Below are 18,834 nucleotides of genomic sequence, written 5' to 3'. Positions count from 1 at the left end.
GCCGCGCGTTCAGGCTTCTTCCGCATGTTCTGCCTATGCTCCCATTCTCGAACCAGCCTCACGTCGCCTCGTATTACGCAGCAACCGCTAACGACACCACTCGCCATCCCCCGCTCGAAGAAACGCTGAGCGTCGACGTCTGCGTGATCGGTGCCGGACTCACCGGCATTTCCGCTGCGCTGAACCTCGCTGAACGCGGCCATTCGGTCGCGGTGCTGGAAGCATCGAAAGTCGGCTGGGCGGCCAGCGGCCGCAATGGTGGCCAGTTGATCGGCGGCTTTGCGTGCGATATCGATACGTTTGCGAAGTTCATGCCTGCGGATGACGTGAAGCGTGTTTGGGACATGGGGCTCGAGACACTGGATATCGTCAGGGAACGCATCGCGAAGCATCAGATCGATTGCGACCTGACCCTGGGTTATCTGACCGCTGCGAACAAACCGCGCGACACGGACGCGCTGCGAAAATGGCGCGACGAAGCACAACAGCGCTTCGGCTATGACCGCTTTCGTTATGTCGAGAGCGAAGGCCTCGACGAATACGTCGAATCGTCACGCTACCTCGGCGGCTTGTTCGATCCGGACAGCGGCCATCTGCATCCGTTGAATTACACGCTGGGTCTTGCGCGCGCGGCAAGCGCGGCCGGCGTGCGGATTTTCGAAGACAGCTGCGTCACCGCGTTGCGCGCGGAAAACGGCCGGCATGCGGTCGAGACTGCGCGCGGCAAGGTGCATGCGCAATTCGTCGTGCTCGCGTGCAACACGTACCTCGGTCAACTGGCGCCCGGCGTGGCCAGCAAAATCATGCCGGTCGGCACCTACGTGATCGCCACCGAACCGCTCGACCCCGACCGCGCCGAAGCGCTGATGCCCGCGCGAGCCGCGGTGTGCGACAGCCGCTTCGTGCTCGATTATTTCCGGCCGGCTCCCGACAATCGCCTGCTGTGGGGTGGCAAAGTCAGCTACTCGACTCTCGCGCCGCGCAACCTGGGCGAAGCGATGCGCCGCGACATGCTCAAAACCTTCCCGCAACTCGACGACGTCAAAATCGACTATGCATGGGGCGGTTTCGTCGATATCACGATGAATCGCGCGCCGCATTTCGGTCGCCTGTCGCCGACGGTTTATTTCGCGCAAGGCTTCTCGGGCCATGGCGTGAACACCACCGGTCTCGCGGGTAAACTGATCGCCGAGGCGATCGACGGTCAGGCGTCGCGCTTCGATCTGTTCGGCAAGATCCGTCACCGTGACTTTCCGGGCGGCGCTACACTGCGCACCCCTGCCCTCGTGCTCGCGATGGCCTGGTATCGAATGAAGGACCTGCTTTGATGAATGCGCCGACGCCTGGCTTTAACACGCTCGACCGCCGCGCCGATGCGCTGATCGCCAACTCCTACTATGAAGCGAGCGCCGCCCGTCCGCTCGTCGACGATCCCATGCTCGACGGCACGCTGGACGCCGACGTCTGCGTGATCGGCGCGGGTTTCGCCGGTTTGTCGGTGGCGCTCGAATGCCGGGCGCGCGGTTTGTCGGTGGTCGTGCTCGATGCGCATCGCCCGGGCTGGGGCGCCTCGGGCCGCAACGGCGGGCAGACGCTGGTGGGTTTCGCGAAAGACGAAATCATCGAAAAGCAACTCGGTCTCGACGGCGCACGCGCCGCGTGGGCGATGTCGGTGGAAGGCGTTGCGCTGGTGCGCGAGCGCATCGAACGCTGCGGGATCGATTGCGATTTCACCGCGGGCTACCTGACGGTGGCGACCAAACCGAAGCGCGTGCCGGACTTGCGCGCGTGGATGGACTCGGCATCGCAGCGCTGGGGCTATACGAAACTCGCGTGGCTCGACACCGACGAAGTACGCGCGCGCGTCGCTTCGCAACGTTATCTGGCCGGTGTCTACGATCCGTTTTCAGGCCACCTGCATCCGCTCAAATACTGCCTCGGTCTTGCCGATGCGGCGCGACGTGAAGGCGCACAACTGTTCGCGCATTCGCCGGCGATCGAGGTGGTGCGCGGCGCGCGGCCCATCGTGCGTACCGCTGCCGGCGAGGTGCGTTGCCGTTTCGTCGCGGCGTGCGGCAACGCGACCATCGGCGACGTGTTGCCTGCGCCGGTCGCCGCGCGCATCGCACCGATCGCGTCGTACATCGTCGCCACCGAGCCGCTCGGTCAAGCGCGTGCCGACGCGCTGATCGCCGGACGCGAGGCGATTTGCGACAACAATTTCTTCCTCGATTACTTCCGCCTCTCGGCCGATCATCGCGTGCTGTTCGGTGGGCGGGCGAGCTCGACCGGCGCGTCGCCCGTGCAACTCGGCGCAGAGATTCGCAAGCGCATGATCGGTGTGTTCCCGCAACTGTCGGACGTGCGGATCGACTATGCGTGGGGCGGTTTCGTCGACGTGACGCGCAATCGCGCGCCCGATTTCGGCTCGATCGATCCGAACTACTTTTACGTGCAGGGCTTTTCCGGCCACGGTGTCGCGTTGACCGGCGTCGCCGGACGCGTGGTTGCGAAAGCGATGGCGGGCGAAACGGCAGCCTTCGATCTGTTCGCGCAGTTGCGGCATGCGCGCTTTCCAGGCGGCCCGGCATTGCGCGGGCCGGCGCTCGAACTCGGCATGATGTACCACCGGATTCGTGAGCTGTTCTAGGCGCTTTTTCACGCGTTGGATACTTACACCTCAGCACCGGCCTGACAGGCGTTCGCATCGAGCGCTTTACGTGCTACGCGGCACGCGGCCAGGTCCCACGCAGCGCAGCCAACGCTCTTGAACAGAATCGGCACACTCGGCTTCAGGTCGCCGGCCAGTGCCTTGGCAAGCGAAGAAACCGAGGTCCAGTCGACCTTGGCCTGGATAAGGTCGCCCGCTTCATGCTTTGCACCGACAGGGTCGTCTACCACTACGAAACTTCCGTCGACGGTTTCCTTGCCGATTTCCGCTGCGTCCGACGTAAAAGCGCCCACTCCGACGACGAGACGACCGGGCCGCGCCGGCTGCGTGTAGACCGGAGACTTACTGGTTGTCAACGTGATGACGACTTCAATGCTGTCGGGAATTACATCGCCATCAAGGACAGACAGGTTCGGTGCTACCGACCGGGTCCGGGCCACGAAGGCCTCTGCGTCTGCCGGCGAGATGCCCTTTGCGAACAGCTTGGCTTCCGGGAAGGTGGTCGCGAGAGCTTCAGCGTGATTGGCCGCCTGTTTCCCGGTGCCAATGATGAGAATTTCGCGCGGAGCCATGCCGTGCAGGGCCTGGATGCCCAGCACTGTGACAGCTGCCGTTCGCCGCCCGGTCACGGTCGGCCCGTCGAGCACGAACAACATTTCCCCGGTGTGCGCGTCACATGCGATGACCTGACCATTGATGGTCGGAATGTTGCGGGAGACGTTGCCCAGGCAAACGTTCACCAGTTTATGAATCGCGATGTCTTTCGCGCTCGACGGCATGGAAAGCATCACGCCGCCTTGCAACGGAACGGAGAGTCGCTCGGGGCTGACGATTTTGCCAGCGCCGTACTCGACGATTGTTTGCCGCAGAGTGTCTACGAGCGCGGAGTAATCGAGCAACGAGACGGTTTTCTGTGCATCAAAGGTGGTCTTTTCGGTGTTCATGCTGTTCCCGCGGAGGTTGGAAGGGGCGACGCGGCGTGCGCCGGTAGATGGTCAGGTCAGATATCTATTGGATTGAATTTAAACCACTTGTGGTGCTTAAACAAGCCAAAACTATGAAATTCATAGAAATCTGGATTGATGTTGTTACCACGCGATAGGGAAGACCCTTCCAAATAACAAATAACAGCCTTACAGAGTGGTCTGGCAGCCCTGCCCAAGTGGTATATTTAGAACCACATTCTTCTTTCGTCTTTATCCCGTCATGGCTTCCCCGTTGCCCGAGTTTTCCCGGAATTTCCGTCCGCTTCAGATTTATGAGCAGGTCTCAGAAAAAATCAGGGCAGAAATTCGCTCAGGTCGCTTCATGCCTGATGCAAGGCTGCCGTCGGAGCGCGAGCTTGCGGCACTCTTCCGTGTTGGGCGGCCTGCAGTCCGAGAGGCAATCGGTGCCCTGCAGAATGAAGGGCTTGTCGTCACGCGCAGAAACTCGGGGACGTATGTCGCGAGCAACGCTCCAGAAGTGCTTGCCAAGGCCGTGGAGGCAACAGCGGAAGCACCGGATGGCCAGCTGCAGCCCGATTACAGCCCCTCTGCGACGTTGGACGTTCGTCTGATACTGGAACCTGCGATTGCGCGCCGTGCTGCGGCCAACAAAAAACGCGACAAGCTTGCCGAGCACTATCTGGCGCAGATGGAAACGCTCACGGACGTGTCCGACCCGGAGCAACGCACGCTCTGGAACAACAGCGACCGGCTCTTCCATCGGCAACTTGCCCAGATGACAGGCGACGCGTTGCTGGCAAGAATCGCCGACGAAATCGCCGAGACAATGGACCAGTCCCTGTGGAAGCGGATAAAGGATGATGGGATTTTCGACCCACAACGCATCCGGCTCTACGTCGCGGAACATCGACTCATCTACGAGGCAATAGTGACGGGCGATGCGGATGCTGCGGCGTTCTACGTCGAACAGCACATCCATCGCGTTAAGCGAGACATCACTCCGACGTAGTCGAACGACGGGCAGCGCTTCCTGTAGCACGCTCTCGTTACTCCGTCGAGTCGAAAACAGGCGCGCAATCGGAGGGATTGCGCGCCAACCTGGTACCACAAAAGAACTACCACTCCTTACAACACCTGCCAGGGAGCGAGCGCGGTCCATTCTGCGATTCGTAACCAGGAAATCCACGCGTCACTCGACTTCTCCAGTAAGTCAGCTCATTTGACTACCGTCATCTGGCCGTTCCTGAAAGTGAAAACGGTCGTCGGCGCATTGTTCAGGTCACCCACCTTATCGAAGGTATAGGTCGCCGCGACGCCCTTGAAATTCGCGTTGCGCAGTGCCTGAACGAGCTTGGCTGGGTCAGTTGTCTGGGCAGACGACATCACGTTTGCCAGCAGCATCATACCGTCGTAATAGGTGATGCCGTATGCCTGCGGCTCCGTCTTGAATCGCGCCTTGTATCGCGCAATGTAATCCCGGCCTTCCGGCGTGCCATCAAGGCCCGAGCCGCTCATCGAGCAGTAGGCATTTTCGGCGGCCGGGCCTGCAACCTTTGCCATGTCATCTGCGCAGATTCCGTCACCGCCGAGCAGCTTGGCTCGTACTCCGCGGGCGACCATCTGCTTCGCCATCGGCGCGCCTTGAGGCACGTAGCCACCGAGGAAAATGACGTCGGGATTCTTTCCCTTGATTGTCGTCAGAATGCCGAGGAAGTCAGTTGCTGACGAGTTAGTGAACTCACGGCCCACCACCTGCAAGCCGACCGATTTTGCTTTCGCGACAAATTCGTCCGCCAGGCCTTGGCCGTAGGCCGTGCGGTCGTCGATAACCGCAGCGGTCCTGGCGTGCAGCTTTTCTGCAGCGAACACCGCCATTGACGAACCGAGCACGGAATCGTTTGCCCCGGTGCGGAAGATGTTGTCGTAACCCAGCTTCGTCAACTGCGGATTCGAAGCGACGGTGAGCATCGGAATATGCGCTGCGGTAGTCAAACGAGCGACCGGAATCGCTACGCCGGAGTTCTGCGGGCCAAGAAACGCGGAAGGCTGTTGGTCAATCAGACGTTGCGCAATCTGAACGCCCGTTTTCGGGTCGGCCTGGTCGTCTTCTGACAGCACCTCAAATTTAACTGCCTGCCCGTTCACCCTAATCGGCTTCTGATTGAGCGTGTCGATGGCCAGGCGAAGGCCATTCTCATCGTCCTTGCCGCTGGCGGCTTGAGGGCCGGTCAGTGGTCCGGAAAGCGCGATTTTCACGACCTGGTCGGCATGTGCGGCGCCGATTGACATGCCACCCAACGCGAGCGTAGCGATTGCGGCCTTAAGTTTCATGACGTTTCCTTATCTAAGACTCGCCCTTCCGCGAGCACTGTTGGTCAACACACTTTCTTTTCTCATTGATACGAGGTAGAGGACATGCTTCCTGACAAGAAGAAGTGAAGGCTCCCCGAGTGCAACAAGTGTCCTAACCACTGTTGCACGCACCCGTTCGCGAATTTCTTCGCACGAGCCATACGTTTACCGCCATCCACGGAACTCACAAAGAGACCAAACATCATTCGCAGTCCTTATAGCTTTGTCAGTTAAAGGACTTCAACCCTGCGGTCAATTCCATCGACGTTGACGATGACTGCGTCTGTCTTTGGAGCTGCTAGCAAACTTGAAACAAAAGGGGCTGACTCTACGCGGTGCCCCTCACATACGCGAAGAGCGGATGTGGTCTAGCGGCGAACCAGAGGTCGAAAACCACCTGTCACCAGACCAACCCTCCAGGCCGGCAAAGGAAAACCTCCAAAGCTGAGCAGTTGCATCCCGCCGATTCTCGTTGGTTACCTGCGTGGGCCGCCACATCCTCCGCAGCCATCGCGTCCAACTTCGATGGCGGATGTTCACTGCATAGCCGAACTGTATAACTGGAACAAAAATATGTCCATACTGGTTTTCATCAAGCCCAATAATGACGCCTTTCCGGGCTAACAAGCCTATTTGTGGAGTTAATATACACCAATTAGTCTAAAATTTGACCAACCTGGTACAACCGAAGGCAAAGTTTGCAACTCAAGGTCAAGATGGTTGTGCCTGCCGGCCATCGCGCCGCATAATTGGTGCACATCGAGTCCAAAAGTGGACCGACGGGTGTGGTTTTGCCCGATATTGACGGCCAGCTACGCTTCCACCCGGGGAAAAGTGGCCTACACGATTACCAGTATGGACAGTTTTTTGCTCCAGTTGTACATTTCGGCCAGATACTTCAGAACGAAGTCCCGGTGGTGACTCATGAGGAACACCAGATGTTGCAGTTAAGCGAGCATGACAAGACGATGTTGAATGGCGAGTTCGGTGAAGGACCCGCGCGCGCGATGCGAATTGTTGCGCGCACCGCTGACGTCATGTCAGCGCCGCACCTGATTGACATCAGCTCGGCGCATATCGACGGCTGCCTGTACCACGGACAGACAAGCCTCGACTTTGTCGAGCTTTTCGTGGCCGCGGGAGCAAAGGTGGCGGTGCCGACCACCCTGAATGTGGGCTCACTCGATTTGATTCATCCCGAGCTCTATCACGGCGACCGCTCGATTCAGCGCGATGCGCAAAGGCTGATGGACGCTCATCTTCTACTGGGCTGTGAGTCGAGCTTCACGTGCGCGCCGTATCAACTGAAGAACAGGCCTGCAAAGGGAGAGCAAATCGTGTGGGCTGAATCCAACGCGATTGTCTTCGCAAACTCGGTGCTCGGAGCAAGAACCAGCCGCTACGGCGATTTTCTCGACCTGGCGGCAGCCATCACTGGACGCGCGCCATATGCCGGACTGCATGTGGAAGCAAACCGCGCGGGCCAGATTGTTTTCAAGGTAGCAGACTTCACCCGTCTGCCTTCCCGCGATATCTACTTTGCATCCCTTGGCCTGCTGGTTGGCAGGATTGCTGGCGCAATAGTTCCCGTAATTGTCGGCCTGCCGTGCGACACCAACGAAGACGAACTGAAGGCCCTGGGCGCCGCGGCAGCCTCCAGCGGCGCGGTCGCACTCTTTCACGCTGTCGGCATCACGCCTGAAGCGCCCACGCTGGACGCCGCGTTGCAAGGCCATGCCCCCTTGAAGACAGTCGACGTCTCGCTTTCGGACCTCAACGAAATCAGGCGCAATCTCAACAGCGGCCGCGAAGGCGACGACCTCGTTGCTGTGTCGCTGGGCACGCCTCACTTCTCGCTCCCGGAATTTCGCCGGTTGGCGGACATCCTCGAGCAGTTCGAAGGAAAGCTCAAAGCGGATTTCTACGTAAACACGAGTCGCTTCATTCTCTGGGAACTGAATGAACTCGGCCTTGCGGACAAGTTCGAAGAGCGAGGCATCCAGATTGTCGTCGACACCTGCACCTACATCACGCCAGTGATGAAAAAGCTGACTGGGCTTGTGATGACCAATTCAGGCAAGTGGGCGTCGTACGCGCCGACGAACATCGGCGTGACGGTGGCATATGGAAGCATGAACGAATGCGTGCAGTCGGCTTTTGATGGGAAGGTGCGATTCAATGACTAACGATTCCGACGCCGGCGTTCTGAGTTCGCCGAAGGCAGCTAGTTCCGGCCGCGTTTTGGTCGGTGATGTCCTGGTGACAGGCACCGCGCAGGCTGAAAAGATTGTGCTCGGAAAACCCCTGAGCTTTTGGGGTGGCTACGACTCGGACGCCGGAAAGATTATTGACCGCACTCATCCGCAGGTCGGCGACAGCCTCGCGGGCAAGATTATGGTCATGGCTCACGCAAAAGGCTCGAGTTCGAGCAGCAGCGTGCTTGCTGAGGCAATTCGTAACGGCACGGGCCCTGTCGGCATCGTGCTTAGAGAACGAGACCTCATCATCTCGATTGGTGCCATCGTCGCGGCCGAGCTCTACAACCTCGATGTACCGGTTGTCTGTCTGGAACCCTCCGCTTTTGACAAAGTCGTTTCCGCGCCTGGCCCTCTGCGCATCGAGGCCAGCGGTGGACAAGACGGAGCAAAAGTCTATCTTGATTGTCGCTAGCCGCAGAGGGTGCGCCGTATGGCCTTGGCTCACCGGCGTGCTCACCGCACCTATCCAATCTTGCGAGCCGATTCTCGCCGTACCCCGTTGACGGTCTGAAACGCATAGCGAACATTTTCCGCAATGAACTCGAACGCCTGAAGAGGGTTGAGGAGTGGGCGTCGAAAGCAGACGGGTCAACCGGCATCTGGGTCAAACTGGCGTCGGCGGCACCACTTCAGAGGAGTCAACGGAGCCCACTCCTATAATCCATCCTTCGACCTGAGCGACGGCGCGTTCTGATGCCGTCAACGGCGGGTGCAATGCTAACTGAAGGCGTTCGTCCAAGTCGGCGAGACGCAACCACGCGGCGATAGTGTATGCGTCGTACTGGTCGCCAGTCATGTCATCAGGCGCGACTCGTCCCCGTGTCCACATCGACGGGTAGGCCTCGACAATCGCAGAGCGACCTGACGGAATGTCCCATCCGTCGAATGGCCAGAAGTGAACCTTGTCTCCGAGCTGACGGTGCAGGTAGAGCAGCCACGGGATGCCGGAATGAGTCGACTTGGCAACGGAACCCTGCACATCAAAGTGAAACACGGACTTCGCTCTGCAGCGTTCCTCGGCTATGCGTCGCCATCTCGGGCTTCCTTGTCGCGCGCTGCCATTGCCAGCGAGGCCATCGCGCACGAAATCGACGTAGACGTGTTCTTCGTCCGTTGGCCAGTGTGCCTGGAAGTCTTCCAGAAATGCATACCATTCTGGTTCGAGCTGATGGACCTCGAAATAGCGAAGCGGGAAAGAGAAGCTATGGTCGATGCCGACGATTGTCGGGATGTCCTCGTTCAGTAGCTCTGCAAGCCACATGGCAATGCCACGCCGACTCCAGTATTTGCGCGGACTTGGCGGGGGGAATACCTCGGCCGGCGCCTCGTCTTCGGTGTGTGCCATGTATACGCGAAGGCCTTTCAAGCCGTCAGTTGGAGTTCGCGCTCCCGAATAGTCAATCCCTACATAGCGACGAAAAGTGGGAGGCATATTGGGTCCTGTATGGTGCTGGCTCCGTTGCCAGTTGACCTCTACTGAGTCGAGAGACTAAACCAGGAAATCATGCACAACGCATTCAATTCGCCTCGTTTCCGATGATGACCGCAGGAAGTCCTGATAGCCGACGGTTTTGCTATTGTTGAGGGTCAATACCATACTGATGTATCTTTTCGCATTCCGCTTTTGAGGAGGCGCTCGATGATTGCTCAACTCACCCCCGAATTCGCGTCCAAATTTGCCGATCTCGCGCTGAATCACCTCACACGCGAGTATCCGAACAAGCTGACCCACTCCCTCGCCGGTCCCCAAGACGTGCAGGGCCCGCGTGCATTGCATCCGATTTTTTTTGGAAGCTACGACTGGCATTCGTGCGTGCACGGCTACTGGCTGATCCTGCATCTGCTCGAGCGCTTTCCCGATCTGCCCGAAGCGGCGCGCATCATCGCGGTGGTCGACGAGCACTTCACCGATGCGAACGTGGCCGGCGAACGCGCGTATCTCGACTTGCCGCACAACCGCGGCTTCGAGCGTCCCTATGGGTGGGCCTGGTTGCTCGCACTGAGCGCGCAACTCCAATCGTTGAAGCTGTCGGAAGCGGCGCGCTGGTCCAAGACCTTTGTGCCGCTCACCGAAGCCTTTGTCGAACGGTTCGAAGATTTTCTGCCAAAAGCGACTTACCCGCTGCGGGTCGGCACGCACTTCAACATGGCGTTCGCGCTCGCGCTCACGCTCGATTTCGCGCGTCAAACCTCGCGTGAATCGCTCGAAGTGCTGCTGGTGAACACAGCTGAGCGCTGGTTTCTGAACGACGTCGCGTGTCAGGCATGGGAGCCCGCCGGCGACGAGTTCCTGTCGCCTTCGCTCATGGAAGCGGAGTTGATGCGGCGTGTGCTGCCGCCCGCACAGTTCGTCTCGTGGTTCGGCCGCTTTCTGCCGGATCTCGGCGCGCGCAAGCCCGCCACCCTGTTCGAACCCGTTACCGTGACCGATCGCACCGACGGCAAGATCGCCCACCTCGACGGCTTGAATCTGAGCCGCGCATGGTGTCAGCGGTCGCTGGCGCGCGCGCTGCCGGCCGGCGACGCACGCCGGGTCGCGTTGTTCGCATCGGCCGAGCGTCACCTCGAATGCGCGTTGGCGCACGTGGCCGGCGACTACATGGGCGAGCATTGGCTCGGCACCTTCGCCACGCTCGCCCTGGAAGCGTGATTTCACATCTCACCCTGCGAAAACAGCTTACTGCCCGGTCAGCTTCTTAGGCTTCGGCGGCGCCTGAACCTTGTTGTACTGGAACGCAGGCGTCGCTTTCAGCGCATCTTTCGTCGCGCCTGCCAGATAGAAATTCCCCGAGCGGATATCGAGTGCCGCGATCGGCACCGCTACGTCATGCGACGCCACGCCGAGAAACCCACCGGTGGAGACGATTGCAGCCGACAGCGAACCGTCGGGTGCGATCACCAGATCGCGGATCGAACCGATCTTTTCGTTCTGGTCGTTGTACACGGCCTTGCCGAGAATGCTTTTCTTCGCGCTCCAGCCGCTCAACAGCGCGTTGGATTGCTCGACTGTGACACTAAGAGGTTGCGTGCCGGCGACTTGCGCCTGTGCACCAAAGCTGGTTGCTGCCACGGCGACCACAACAACAAGTTTTCCCAAAGTCATATTCGTCACTCCGTTCTTAGTAGACTGACCGGCACATCGACTGTGCCGAAGGAATCGCTGCAAAACGATCATACAGACTACGCGCCGCGGTTGCAGCCACGAGAGCGAGTGCAACGGCAGCGCGGCCACGGCAACGGCAACGGCAACGAACGCATGGCGGTAAAATTGCGCATCGCGATGGTGGCCGTTTCGAGGTGGACGTTTGACTGAGCTTGAACAGGGTTTCATTTTGACCCGACATTGGCGCGACACGCCGGCCGGCACGGAGGTCGACTTCTGGCTGGCAACAGACGGAGGGCCCCGTCACATCCGTCTGCGTCAACAGCCTTCGGTTGCGTTCATCCCGGTTGCACATCGCGAGCGCGCCGAAACGATCCTGCGCCGCGAAACACAGATCGAATTGCGCCCACTCGATCTGTGCGACTTCCAGCGCCGGCCGGTCATGGGACTTTACTGCCCTCAGTACCGGCAATTGACCGGTCTCGGGAAGCGTTTGAAGCAAGGCGGCGTCGATGTCTACGAAGCCGATATCTTCCCGCCCGAGCGCTACATGATGGAGCGCTTCATCACCGCGCCGGTGTGGTTCGGCGGCGAGTCACCAGACAGCGGCACGCTGGTGAACGGCGAATTGAAGCCTGCCACGGACTATCGCCCATCATTAAAACTGGTGTCGCTCGACATCGAAACCAGCGCTCACGCCGAGCTTTACTCCATTGCGCTCGAAGGCTGCGGACAGCGCCAGGTCTACATGCTGGGCCCGCCGAATGGCGACGCCGGCGAACTCGACTTCCAGCTCGAATACTGCGAAACACGCGCCCAGTTGCTCGACAAGCTGAACACGTGGCTGGTGCGGTACGACCCCGATGCGATCATCGGATGGAACCTCGTGCAGTTCGATTTGCGCGTGCTGCAGCAGCACGCCGAACAGTATCGCGTACCGCTGCGTCTGGGACGTGGCGGCGCCGTGATGGAGTGGCGGGAGCACGGCCACAAACAGAATCATTTCTTCGCCGGTGCCGCTGGCCGACTGATCATCGACGGCATTGAGGCGCTGCGCTCCGCGACGTGGAGTTTCCCGTCGTTCAGTCTCGAACACGTCGCGCGCTCGGTGCTGGGTGAAGGCAAGTCGATCGACAATCCGTATCAGCGGATGGATGAAATCCAGCGCCGTTTCGATGAAGACAAACCCGCTCTCGCGCGGTACAACCTCAAGGATTGCGAGCTGGTCACGCGCATCTTCGCGAAGACCGAACTGCTGCCGTTCCTGTTGGAGCGCGCGACTGTCACCGGTTTGCCCGCTGATCGCAGCGGCGGATCGGTGGCGGCGTTCACGCATCTGTATATGCCGCGGATGCATCGGCAGGGTTATGTGGCGCCGAATCTCGGCGATGTAGCGGGCGCCGCGAGTCCGGGCGGGTTTGTCATGGATTCGCGGCCCGGCCTCTACGATTCGGTGCTGGTTCTCGACTACAAGAGCCTGTATCCGTCGATCATTCGCACGTTCCTGATCGACCCCGTGGGTCTCGTCGAAGGCATGCAGCATCCCGGCGACGATCAATCGGTGCCGGGCTTTCTCGGCGCGCGTTTCTCGCGCGATCGCCACTGCTTGCCGTCGATCGTCGGCCAGGTCTGGCAGGGACGCGAAACGGCCAAGCGCGAGCACAACAAGCCGCTTTCGCAAGCGTTGAAGATCATCATGAACGCCTTTTACGGCGTGCTGGGCTCCACCGGCTGCCGCTTCTTCGACCCGCGTCTGGCGTCGTCGATCACCATGCGCGGCCACGAAATCATGCACCGCACGCGCGAGCTGATTCAGGCCGAAGGTTACGAGGTCATCTACGGCGATACCGATTCGACCTTCGTGTGGCTGAAACACGCGCATACCGAGGAAGACGCGAGCCGCATCGGCCGGGCGCTGGTCGAGCACATCAACCAGTGGTGGCGGCACCATCTGCAGGAGCGCTTCGGCCTCGACAGCGCGCTCGAACTGCAATTCGAACGGCATTACCGGCGCTTCTTCATGCCGACCATTCGCGGCGCCGAGGAAGGCAGCAAGAAACGCTACGCCGGATTGACGGTGCTGCCGGACGGCGGCGAGGACATCGTCTATAAAGGCCTGGAAACGGTGCGTACCGACTGGACCCCGCTTGCGCAGCGGTTTCAGCAGGAACTTTACTCACGCATTTTCAGGCAGCAGCCGTATGAGGATTACGTGCGGAACTACGTGCGCGACACGCTGCAGGGGAAGCTGGACGACCAGCTCGTGTACCGCAAGCAGGTGCGCAGACCGCTCGGCGACTACGAGCGCAACGTGCCGCCTCATGTTCGCGCGGCACGTGTGGCCGACGAGTTCAATCGCCGGCAGGGCCGGCCCTTGCAATACCAGAACGGCGGCTGGATCAGCTACGTGATGACGGTCGCCGGACCGGAACCGCTCGAAACACTGCGCTCGGCGGTCGACTACGAACACTATCTGACGCGCCAGTTGCAACCGGTCGCCGACGCTATCCTGCCGATGTTGCGCGATAACTTCATGAGGTTGATGAGCGGTCAGAAACAGTTGTTCTGAGCGGCTCAAAGGCTGTGCGTTCAATCCGATCGGCACGTTGTCGTCGTCAATGAAATGACCCGCGCGTAAGCCTCTGCGCTCAGGACACTTGCCGGTAGTACAAATTCTGCGGATGCCGGGCTTCCGCAAAAAAGAACCAGCGCTCCGCGACCAAACCCGCATACTGGATTGCACACGCGGCACACAGCAGCCAGACCGACGCGGCCACCGAAGACGAACCGCCGCCGAGCGCGATCAGCACGAACGGCACCGCAAACGCGGCGACCAGGAACGTCCACTTGATGTGTTTCAGCGTTCGCTGTGTCCGGCCATGAAAAAACTCCCGCAGATTAAATGCGCCTGCTGTGAAGCCTCGCGACTTCTGCACGAGCTTCGGCGACTTGATACCCGTTGCGCTCTGCACCGTCGATTTCGGCCGCAGCCGCGCATTGCGCACGAGCGACGCCACGCGCGTGGCACAACCCGCAAGCGTCAGCGCACAGGCGCAGACCGCCAGCGCCGCAACGAGCGACGGCGCAAGCCATGCGGCGCAAGTCGTCGCAAGCGTGAAACCCGATGCGCAGCCGAGCAGCATGAAGTTCACCATCGTGAGCGGCGTGGCCCATTCCTGAAGGAAGCGCAAACACGCATAAATCATCGCGGTGCACACGAACAGCGCGACGCTCGCGAGTACGCCGAGTGCCCCAATCGCCAGTGACCAGGGTGAGCCGAACCAATGCGCGATGCCGTAGGCAAACGCACTGGCGAGAAAGACAGGCAAAGCCAGACATTCGCGAGAAAGCCAGGACGTGCGCCACATCGCGATCGCACGCCAGGCGCGCTCCGGATGTCCGAGATGAAAGAACGAGGCCAGCAGACCGAGCCCGCCAAGGACGACGGCCAATGCCGCACCCAGCACAAAGAACATCTGCGGCGGTGCTGAGCTTGCCGCAATCAGCCCGAGGTGCAGGGCGAACTCGACACCGAACAGCGCGATCAACAAGCCCTGCCCTGCACCGCTCAGCGTGGTCAGGAACACGACGGAAAATGCAGGCTTCATGCGTGTCTCCCAAGACCCAGAATATTGAACACGCGTCCCACCATCCCCGACGCCGATCGCCGCTCTTCAGCGTGTAGTCGTCCTTGCTCCAGTTCCGTATCGAGGGGGGTGGCGGAACTCAGCCCTTCCGCGGATTCAGCCTCGGTACTGCCCGACTTGCACGAACACGACTCGCCGCCGCACGAACTCGTCTTCTGACGCGGCAGATAGTGATTCGCCGGCTTCGTCCCCCACTCAGGCATGAGTTGATAGCCGCCGCGATCGCGAATCGCCTGAGAAACCCCCGATTCCGGGTCGTGAATATCGCCGAAGAGCCGAGCGGAGGTCGGGCACGCCAACACACAGGCAGGTTTGCGGTCACGTTCGGGCAGCGCTTCGTTATTGATGCGGTCCGCGCACAGCGTGCATTTGGTCATCTCCTTGCGTTCTTCATCGAGTTCGCGAGCACCGTATGGACACGCCCAGGCGCAGTACTTGCAGCCGATGCATTTGTCGAAATCGACCAGCACCAGGCCGTCTTCCTTGCGCTTGTAGCTCGCGCCGGTCGGACACACCGGCACGCACGGCGGATCTTCGCAATGCAGGCACGACTTCGGAAAGTGAATCGTGTCGGTAAGCGGAAACTCGCCGGCTTCAAAGGTCTGCACGCGGTTGAAGAACGTGCCCGATGGGTCGGCGTCGTATGGACGAAAGTCGGCAAGACTGCCCGCCTCACCGGACGTATTCCACTCCTTGCAACTCGTCACGCACGCGTGGCATCCCACGCAGACGTTAAGATCGATTACGAGCGCCATTTGTGTCATGCGATGCTCCTCATTCGTTACGCCTGGACAGGCCGCGCAGACGCGCCGCGAACTCGCCGCGCCCGGCAAAATACGTTTGCACGATGCGTTGGGCCATTCCGGCCTGGGCCGCGCCGGTCGAACCGGGCAGCGCCTGCATCGGCGCGAACTGCGGCAACGTGTGGTCCGCGTCGGCTTCGGCCGGATAGATCCGCACGCGCACGTCGTACCACGCCGCCTGTCCGGTGATCGGATCGGAATTCGACGTACGCGCCGCGTGCTGCGCCGTGCCCGGCAGTTCGTCGGTGATCAGGTGATTCAGCAGGAAGCCACGTTGCGATTCATTGGCATCGGGGCCGAGGTTCCAGGCACCGGCCGCCTTGCCGATCGCATTCCACGTCCACACCGTGCCCGGTTCCACCGCCTCGCTATAACGCGCCATGCAGCGCACCTTGCCCCACTGCGATTCGACGTAGATCCACCCGCCGTCTTCGATACCGTTTGCGCGCGCCATCGATGGATTCATGAACAGGTAATTCTCGCCGTGAATCTGCCGCAGCCACGCATTTTGCGAGTCCCACGAGTGATACATCGCCATCGGCCGCTGCGTAACGGCGGCAAGGGGATAGCGCGTGAGATCGGTGGCGCCGAGTTCGAGCGGCTCATACCAGAACGGTAGCGGATCGAAATAGCGCTCGACCCGCGCCCGCAGATGGTCAGGCGGCTGGCGGGCCGCGGTTTTGCCCTGGGCTGCAAGGCGGAATTTCTGCATCACATCCGAGTAGAGCTGAATCAGGATCGGCGTGTCGAACTTACGGAAGCCGTGTTCCACCGCCCACTTCAGATAGGGTCCGTTGACGCCGCGCATGTACTGCAGCGTCTCGGGCAGCGTGTAATGGAACACGCAGTTGTTCTTCGCGTACGCCTCCCATTGCCGCGGATTCGGTTCACCCACGAGCGCCTTGTCGCCGTCCTTGCCGCGCCAGCCGATCAGGAAGCCGACGCCGGAATCCGGCGCGGTCTGGAAATTGACGATGAAGTCCGGATAGTCGCGAAACTTGCGCGTGCCCTCACTCGTTGTGAAGGCCGGCAGTTTCAGACGGCTCGCGAGTTCGATCAGCACTTCCTGAAACGGCTTGCATTCGCCGGTCGGCGGCACGACCGGTATGCGCACCGAATCCACCGGACCGTCGAACTCCGAGATGGGCCGATCGAGCACCGACATCGCGTCATGACGCTCGAGGTAGGTGGTGTCCGGCAAGATCAGATCGGCGAACGCGGTCATCTCCGACTGGAACGCGTCGCAGACCACCAGGAACGGAATCTTGTATTCGCCGCTGTCGTGTTTGTCCACGAGCATCTTGCGGACTTCCATCGTGTTCATCGACGAGTTCCACGCCATGTTGGCCATGAAAATCATCAGCGTGTCGATCGGGTAAGGATCGCCGCGCCATGCGTTGGTGATCACGCTGTGCATCAGCCCGTGTACGGCGAGTGGGTATTCCCACGAGAAGGCCTTGTCGATACGTACCGGTTCGCCGGCGGCATCGATAAAAAGGTCTTCGGGCGCAGCCGGCCAGCCGAGTGGTCCCGTCGCCAGCGGCGTATTGGGCTGCACGGCGTCGGGACTGTTCGGCGGTTTGGCCGATGGCGGCACCGCACGCGGATACGGCGCCTTGTGCCGGAAGCCGCCCGGCGAATCGATCGTGCCCAGCAGCGACATCAGCACGGCCAGCGCGCGGATCGATTGAAAACCGTTTGAATGCGCGGCCAGTCCACGCATCGCGTGAAAGGCGATCGGGCTGCCGGTGACCGTCTCGTGCGATTCGCCCCACGCGTCGGTCCAGCGGATCGGCAACGTGATCTTGTGTTCGCGTGCCGTCTGCGCCATCTCGTGCGCGAGCCGCCGGATGGTGTCGGCGGGAATACCGGTGATTTGCGCGGCCCACGCCGGCGTGCAATCGGCAACGCGTTCGCGCAGCAACGCGAACGACGGCGTCACCGGTGTGCCGTCGTCGAGCGTGTATTTTCCCGACATCGCCGGCACTGCGCCTCGCGTGTGATGCAGCACCGGGCGCTGGGTGTTCTGGTCCCACCACAGGTGGTTTTGCGGAAACAGCGGATTGCCTTCGGGTGCATCGGGATCGCGCGCGAACAGGCCAAAGGTGTCGGCATCCGCATTCATGTCGAGCAGTTCGCCGGCATTCGTATAGCGCGCGACGAACTCGTGGTCGTAGGCGTCGCTCTCGATCAACTCACGGATCAACGCCATAAACAGCGCGCCGTCGGTGCCGGGACGGATCGGCACCCATTCATCGGCAATCGCGGCGTACCCGGTGCGAATGGGATTGATCGCGATGAACCGGCCGCCGGCGCGCTTGAACTTCGAAAGCGCGATTTTCAGCGGATTCGAATGATGATCCTCCGCGGTGCCAATCATGAAAAACAGCTTCGCGCTGTCGAGGTCCGGGCCGCCGAACTCCCAGAACGACCCGCCGATCGTGTAGATCATGCCGGCCGCCATGTTGGCCGAACAGAATCCGCCGTGCGCCGCGTAGTTCGGTGTGCCGAACTGTTTGGCGAACAGCCCGGTCAACGCCTGCATCTGGTCGCGCCCGGTGAAGAGCGCGAACTTCTTCGGATCGGTTGCGCGCAGATGGGCAAGGCGCTGTTCGAGCGTGGCGAACGCGACGTCCCACGATACGGGTTCGAACTGCGCGCTGCCGCGCTCCGCGCCCGGTTTGCGCATCAGCGGCTGGGTCAGGCGCGCGGGCGAATATTGCTTCATGATCCCCGAGGAACCCTTGGCGCAGATCACCCCCTGATTCAGTGGATGATCGGGGTTGCCATCGATGTAACGCACCTCGCCGTCGCGCAGATGCACGCGGATGCCGCACCGGCACGCGCACATGTAACACGTCGTCGTTTTCACTTCGAGCTTCTCATTCTGCGTGCGCGCGTGGTGTTCCATGTGTGCCTCCTTCAATGGGTTGCGCGATGGCCGCGTTGGCCGCCGGCAACCGTGCTGATCATCCTAAGGGCGATAGAGGCAAAAGAAAAATCGCTATTTCATATCGAATTCATCGTCCCAGCCGATAGTTATGGTCGCTGGG

14 protein-coding genes are annotated in these 18,834 nt (G+C 60.7%); 7 read left to right on the top strand and 7 right to left on the bottom strand.

The window, feature by feature from the left end:
- Positions 1–35 precede the first annotated feature (35 nt).
- Both SB772_RS28015 and SB772_RS28010 read left to right on the top strand, forming a co-directional pair.
- On the top strand, positions 36–1,328 hold the full coding sequence (locus SB772_RS28015; protein ID WP_410836423.1) for an NAD(P)/FAD-dependent oxidoreductase: 1,293 nt from the start codon (positions 36–38) through the stop codon (positions 1,326–1,328).
- Positions 1,328–2,650 carry an NAD(P)/FAD-dependent oxidoreductase gene (locus tag SB772_RS28010; protein WP_410836422.1) on the top strand — a complete coding sequence of 441 codons (1,323 nt, stop codon included), beginning with the start codon at positions 1,328–1,330 and terminating at the stop codon, positions 2,648–2,650. Before SB772_RS28015 ends, SB772_RS28010 begins: the two co-directional genes overlap by 1 nt.
- A gap of 23 nt (positions 2,651–2,673) precedes the next feature.
- On the opposite strand, the gene lhpI is transcribed toward SB772_RS28010, so the two are convergent.
- Positions 2,674–3,615: a bifunctional Delta(1)-pyrroline-2-carboxylate/Delta(1)-piperideine-2-carboxylate reductase gene (gene lhpI / locus SB772_RS28005; protein ID WP_410836421.1), complete on the bottom strand. Its 942-nt coding sequence runs from the start codon at positions 3,613–3,615 to the stop codon at positions 2,674–2,676.
- A gap of 262 nt (positions 3,616–3,877) precedes the next feature.
- Between lhpI and SB772_RS28000 the strand changes: the two genes are divergently transcribed.
- Positions 3,878–4,627: a FadR/GntR family transcriptional regulator gene (locus SB772_RS28000; RefSeq protein WP_410836420.1), complete on the top strand. Its 750-nt coding sequence runs from the start codon at positions 3,878–3,880 to the stop codon at positions 4,625–4,627.
- A gap of 206 nt (positions 4,628–4,833) precedes the next feature.
- Here SB772_RS28000 and SB772_RS27995 read toward each other — a convergent pair whose 3' ends face one another.
- Positions 4,834–5,949 carry a branched-chain amino acid ABC transporter substrate-binding protein gene (locus SB772_RS27995; protein ID WP_410836419.1) on the bottom strand — a complete coding sequence of 372 codons (1,116 nt, stop codon included), beginning with the start codon at positions 5,947–5,949 and terminating at the stop codon, positions 4,834–4,836.
- A 959-nt stretch (positions 5,950–6,908) separates the two neighbouring features.
- On the opposite strand from SB772_RS27995, the gene SB772_RS27990 reads away from it, so the two are divergent.
- Both SB772_RS27990 and SB772_RS27985 read left to right on the top strand, forming a co-directional pair.
- Positions 6,909–8,156: an aconitase X gene (locus SB772_RS27990; RefSeq protein WP_410836489.1), complete on the top strand. Its 1,248-nt coding sequence runs from the start codon at positions 6,909–6,911 to the stop codon at positions 8,154–8,156.
- The gene (locus SB772_RS27985; protein ID WP_410836418.1) at positions 8,149–8,640 is read left to right on the top strand and encodes an aconitase X swivel domain-containing protein; all 492 of its coding nucleotides are present in this window, start codon (positions 8,149–8,151) and stop codon (positions 8,638–8,640) included. The genes SB772_RS27990 and SB772_RS27985 overlap by 8 nt, the downstream gene beginning before the upstream one ends.
- 192 nt (positions 8,641–8,832) lie before the next feature.
- Here the strand turns inward: SB772_RS27985 and SB772_RS27980 are convergent, their stop codons facing one another.
- The gene (locus SB772_RS27980; RefSeq protein ID WP_410836417.1) at positions 8,833–9,573 is read right to left on the bottom strand and encodes a hypothetical protein; all 741 of its coding nucleotides are present in this window, start codon (positions 9,571–9,573) and stop codon (positions 8,833–8,835) included.
- A 294-nt stretch (positions 9,574–9,867) separates the two neighbouring features.
- On the opposite strand from SB772_RS27980, the gene SB772_RS27975 reads away from it, so the two are divergent.
- The gene (locus SB772_RS27975) at positions 9,868–10,878 is read left to right on the top strand and encodes a DUF2891 domain-containing protein (RefSeq protein WP_410836416.1); all 1,011 of its coding nucleotides are present in this window, start codon (positions 9,868–9,870) and stop codon (positions 10,876–10,878) included.
- Between the two features lie 27 nt (positions 10,879–10,905).
- Here SB772_RS27975 and SB772_RS27970 read toward each other — a convergent pair whose 3' ends face one another.
- Entirely contained in the window at positions 10,906–11,331 is a 426-nt protein-coding gene (locus SB772_RS27970; protein ID WP_410836415.1) for a PRC-barrel domain-containing protein, read from the bottom strand.
- 202 nt (positions 11,332–11,533) lie between these two features.
- Between SB772_RS27970 and SB772_RS27965 the strand changes: the two genes are divergently transcribed.
- The gene (locus SB772_RS27965; protein WP_410836414.1) at positions 11,534–13,900 is read left to right on the top strand and encodes a DNA polymerase II; all 2,367 of its coding nucleotides are present in this window, start codon (positions 11,534–11,536) and stop codon (positions 13,898–13,900) included.
- Between the two features lie 79 nt (positions 13,901–13,979).
- On the opposite strand, the gene SB772_RS27960 is transcribed toward SB772_RS27965, so the two are convergent.
- Genes SB772_RS27960 through SB772_RS27950 form a run of 3 tightly spaced genes read right to left on the bottom strand, consistent with a single transcriptional unit; the run spans position 13,980 to position 18,692 of the window.
- Positions 13,980–14,939, bottom strand: coding sequence for a dimethyl sulfoxide reductase anchor subunit family protein (locus SB772_RS27960; protein ID WP_410836413.1), 960 nt, complete (start codon positions 14,937–14,939; stop codon positions 13,980–13,982).
- The gene (locus tag SB772_RS27955) at positions 14,936–15,742 is read right to left on the bottom strand and encodes a 4Fe-4S dicluster domain-containing protein (protein WP_410836412.1); all 807 of its coding nucleotides are present in this window, start codon (positions 15,740–15,742) and stop codon (positions 14,936–14,938) included. Before SB772_RS27955 ends, SB772_RS27960 begins: the two co-directional genes overlap by 4 nt.
- Positions 15,743–15,752: 10 nt before the next feature.
- Positions 15,753–18,692 carry a molybdopterin-dependent oxidoreductase gene (locus SB772_RS27950; protein ID WP_410836411.1) on the bottom strand — a complete coding sequence of 980 codons (2,940 nt, stop codon included), beginning with the start codon at positions 18,690–18,692 and terminating at the stop codon, positions 15,753–15,755.
- Between the last annotated feature and the right edge of the window lie 142 nt (positions 18,693–18,834).

Source organism: Paraburkholderia sp. SIMBA_030 (assembly GCF_046535245.1).
Lineage (GTDB): Bacteria > Pseudomonadota > Gammaproteobacteria > Burkholderiales > Burkholderiaceae > Paraburkholderia.
This window is presented reverse-complemented; position numbering and strand designations above follow the sequence as displayed.

Bases quoted from the DNA above. Each gene is read 5' to 3' on its own strand.
- SB772_RS28015 (WP_410836423.1), top strand. From the start codon at position 36: ATGCTCCCATTCTCGAACCAGCCTCACGTCGCCTCGTATTACGCAGCA.
- SB772_RS28010 (WP_410836422.1), top strand. From the start codon at position 1,328: ATGAATGCGCCGACGCCTGGCTTTAACACGCTCGACCGCCGCGCCGAT.
- lhpI (WP_410836421.1), bottom strand. From the start codon at position 3,615: ATGAACACCGAAAAGACCACCTTTGATGCACAGAAAACCGTCTCGTTG.
- SB772_RS28000 (WP_410836420.1), top strand. From the start codon at position 3,878: ATGGCTTCCCCGTTGCCCGAGTTTTCCCGGAATTTCCGTCCGCTTCAG.
- SB772_RS27995 (WP_410836419.1), bottom strand. From the start codon at position 5,949: ATGAAACTTAAGGCCGCAATCGCTACGCTCGCGTTGGGTGGCATGTCA.
- SB772_RS27990 (WP_410836489.1), top strand. From the start codon at position 6,909: ATGTTGCAGTTAAGCGAGCATGACAAGACGATGTTGAATGGCGAGTTC.
- SB772_RS27985 (WP_410836418.1), top strand. From the start codon at position 8,149: ATGACTAACGATTCCGACGCCGGCGTTCTGAGTTCGCCGAAGGCAGCT.
- SB772_RS27980 (WP_410836417.1), bottom strand. From the start codon at position 9,573: ATGGCACACACCGAAGACGAGGCGCCGGCCGAGGTATTCCCCCCGCCA.
- SB772_RS27975 (WP_410836416.1), top strand. From the start codon at position 9,868: ATGATTGCTCAACTCACCCCCGAATTCGCGTCCAAATTTGCCGATCTC.
- SB772_RS27970 (WP_410836415.1), bottom strand. From the start codon at position 11,331: ATGACTTTGGGAAAACTTGTTGTTGTGGTCGCCGTGGCAGCAACCAGC.
- SB772_RS27960 (WP_410836413.1), bottom strand. From the start codon at position 14,939: ATGAAGCCTGCATTTTCCGTCGTGTTCCTGACCACGCTGAGCGGTGCA.
- SB772_RS27955 (WP_410836412.1), bottom strand. From the start codon at position 15,742: ATGACACAAATGGCGCTCGTAATCGATCTTAACGTCTGCGTGGGATGC.
- SB772_RS27950 (WP_410836411.1), bottom strand. From the start codon at position 18,692: ATGGAACACCACGCGCGCACGCAGAATGAGAAGCTCGAAGTGAAAACG.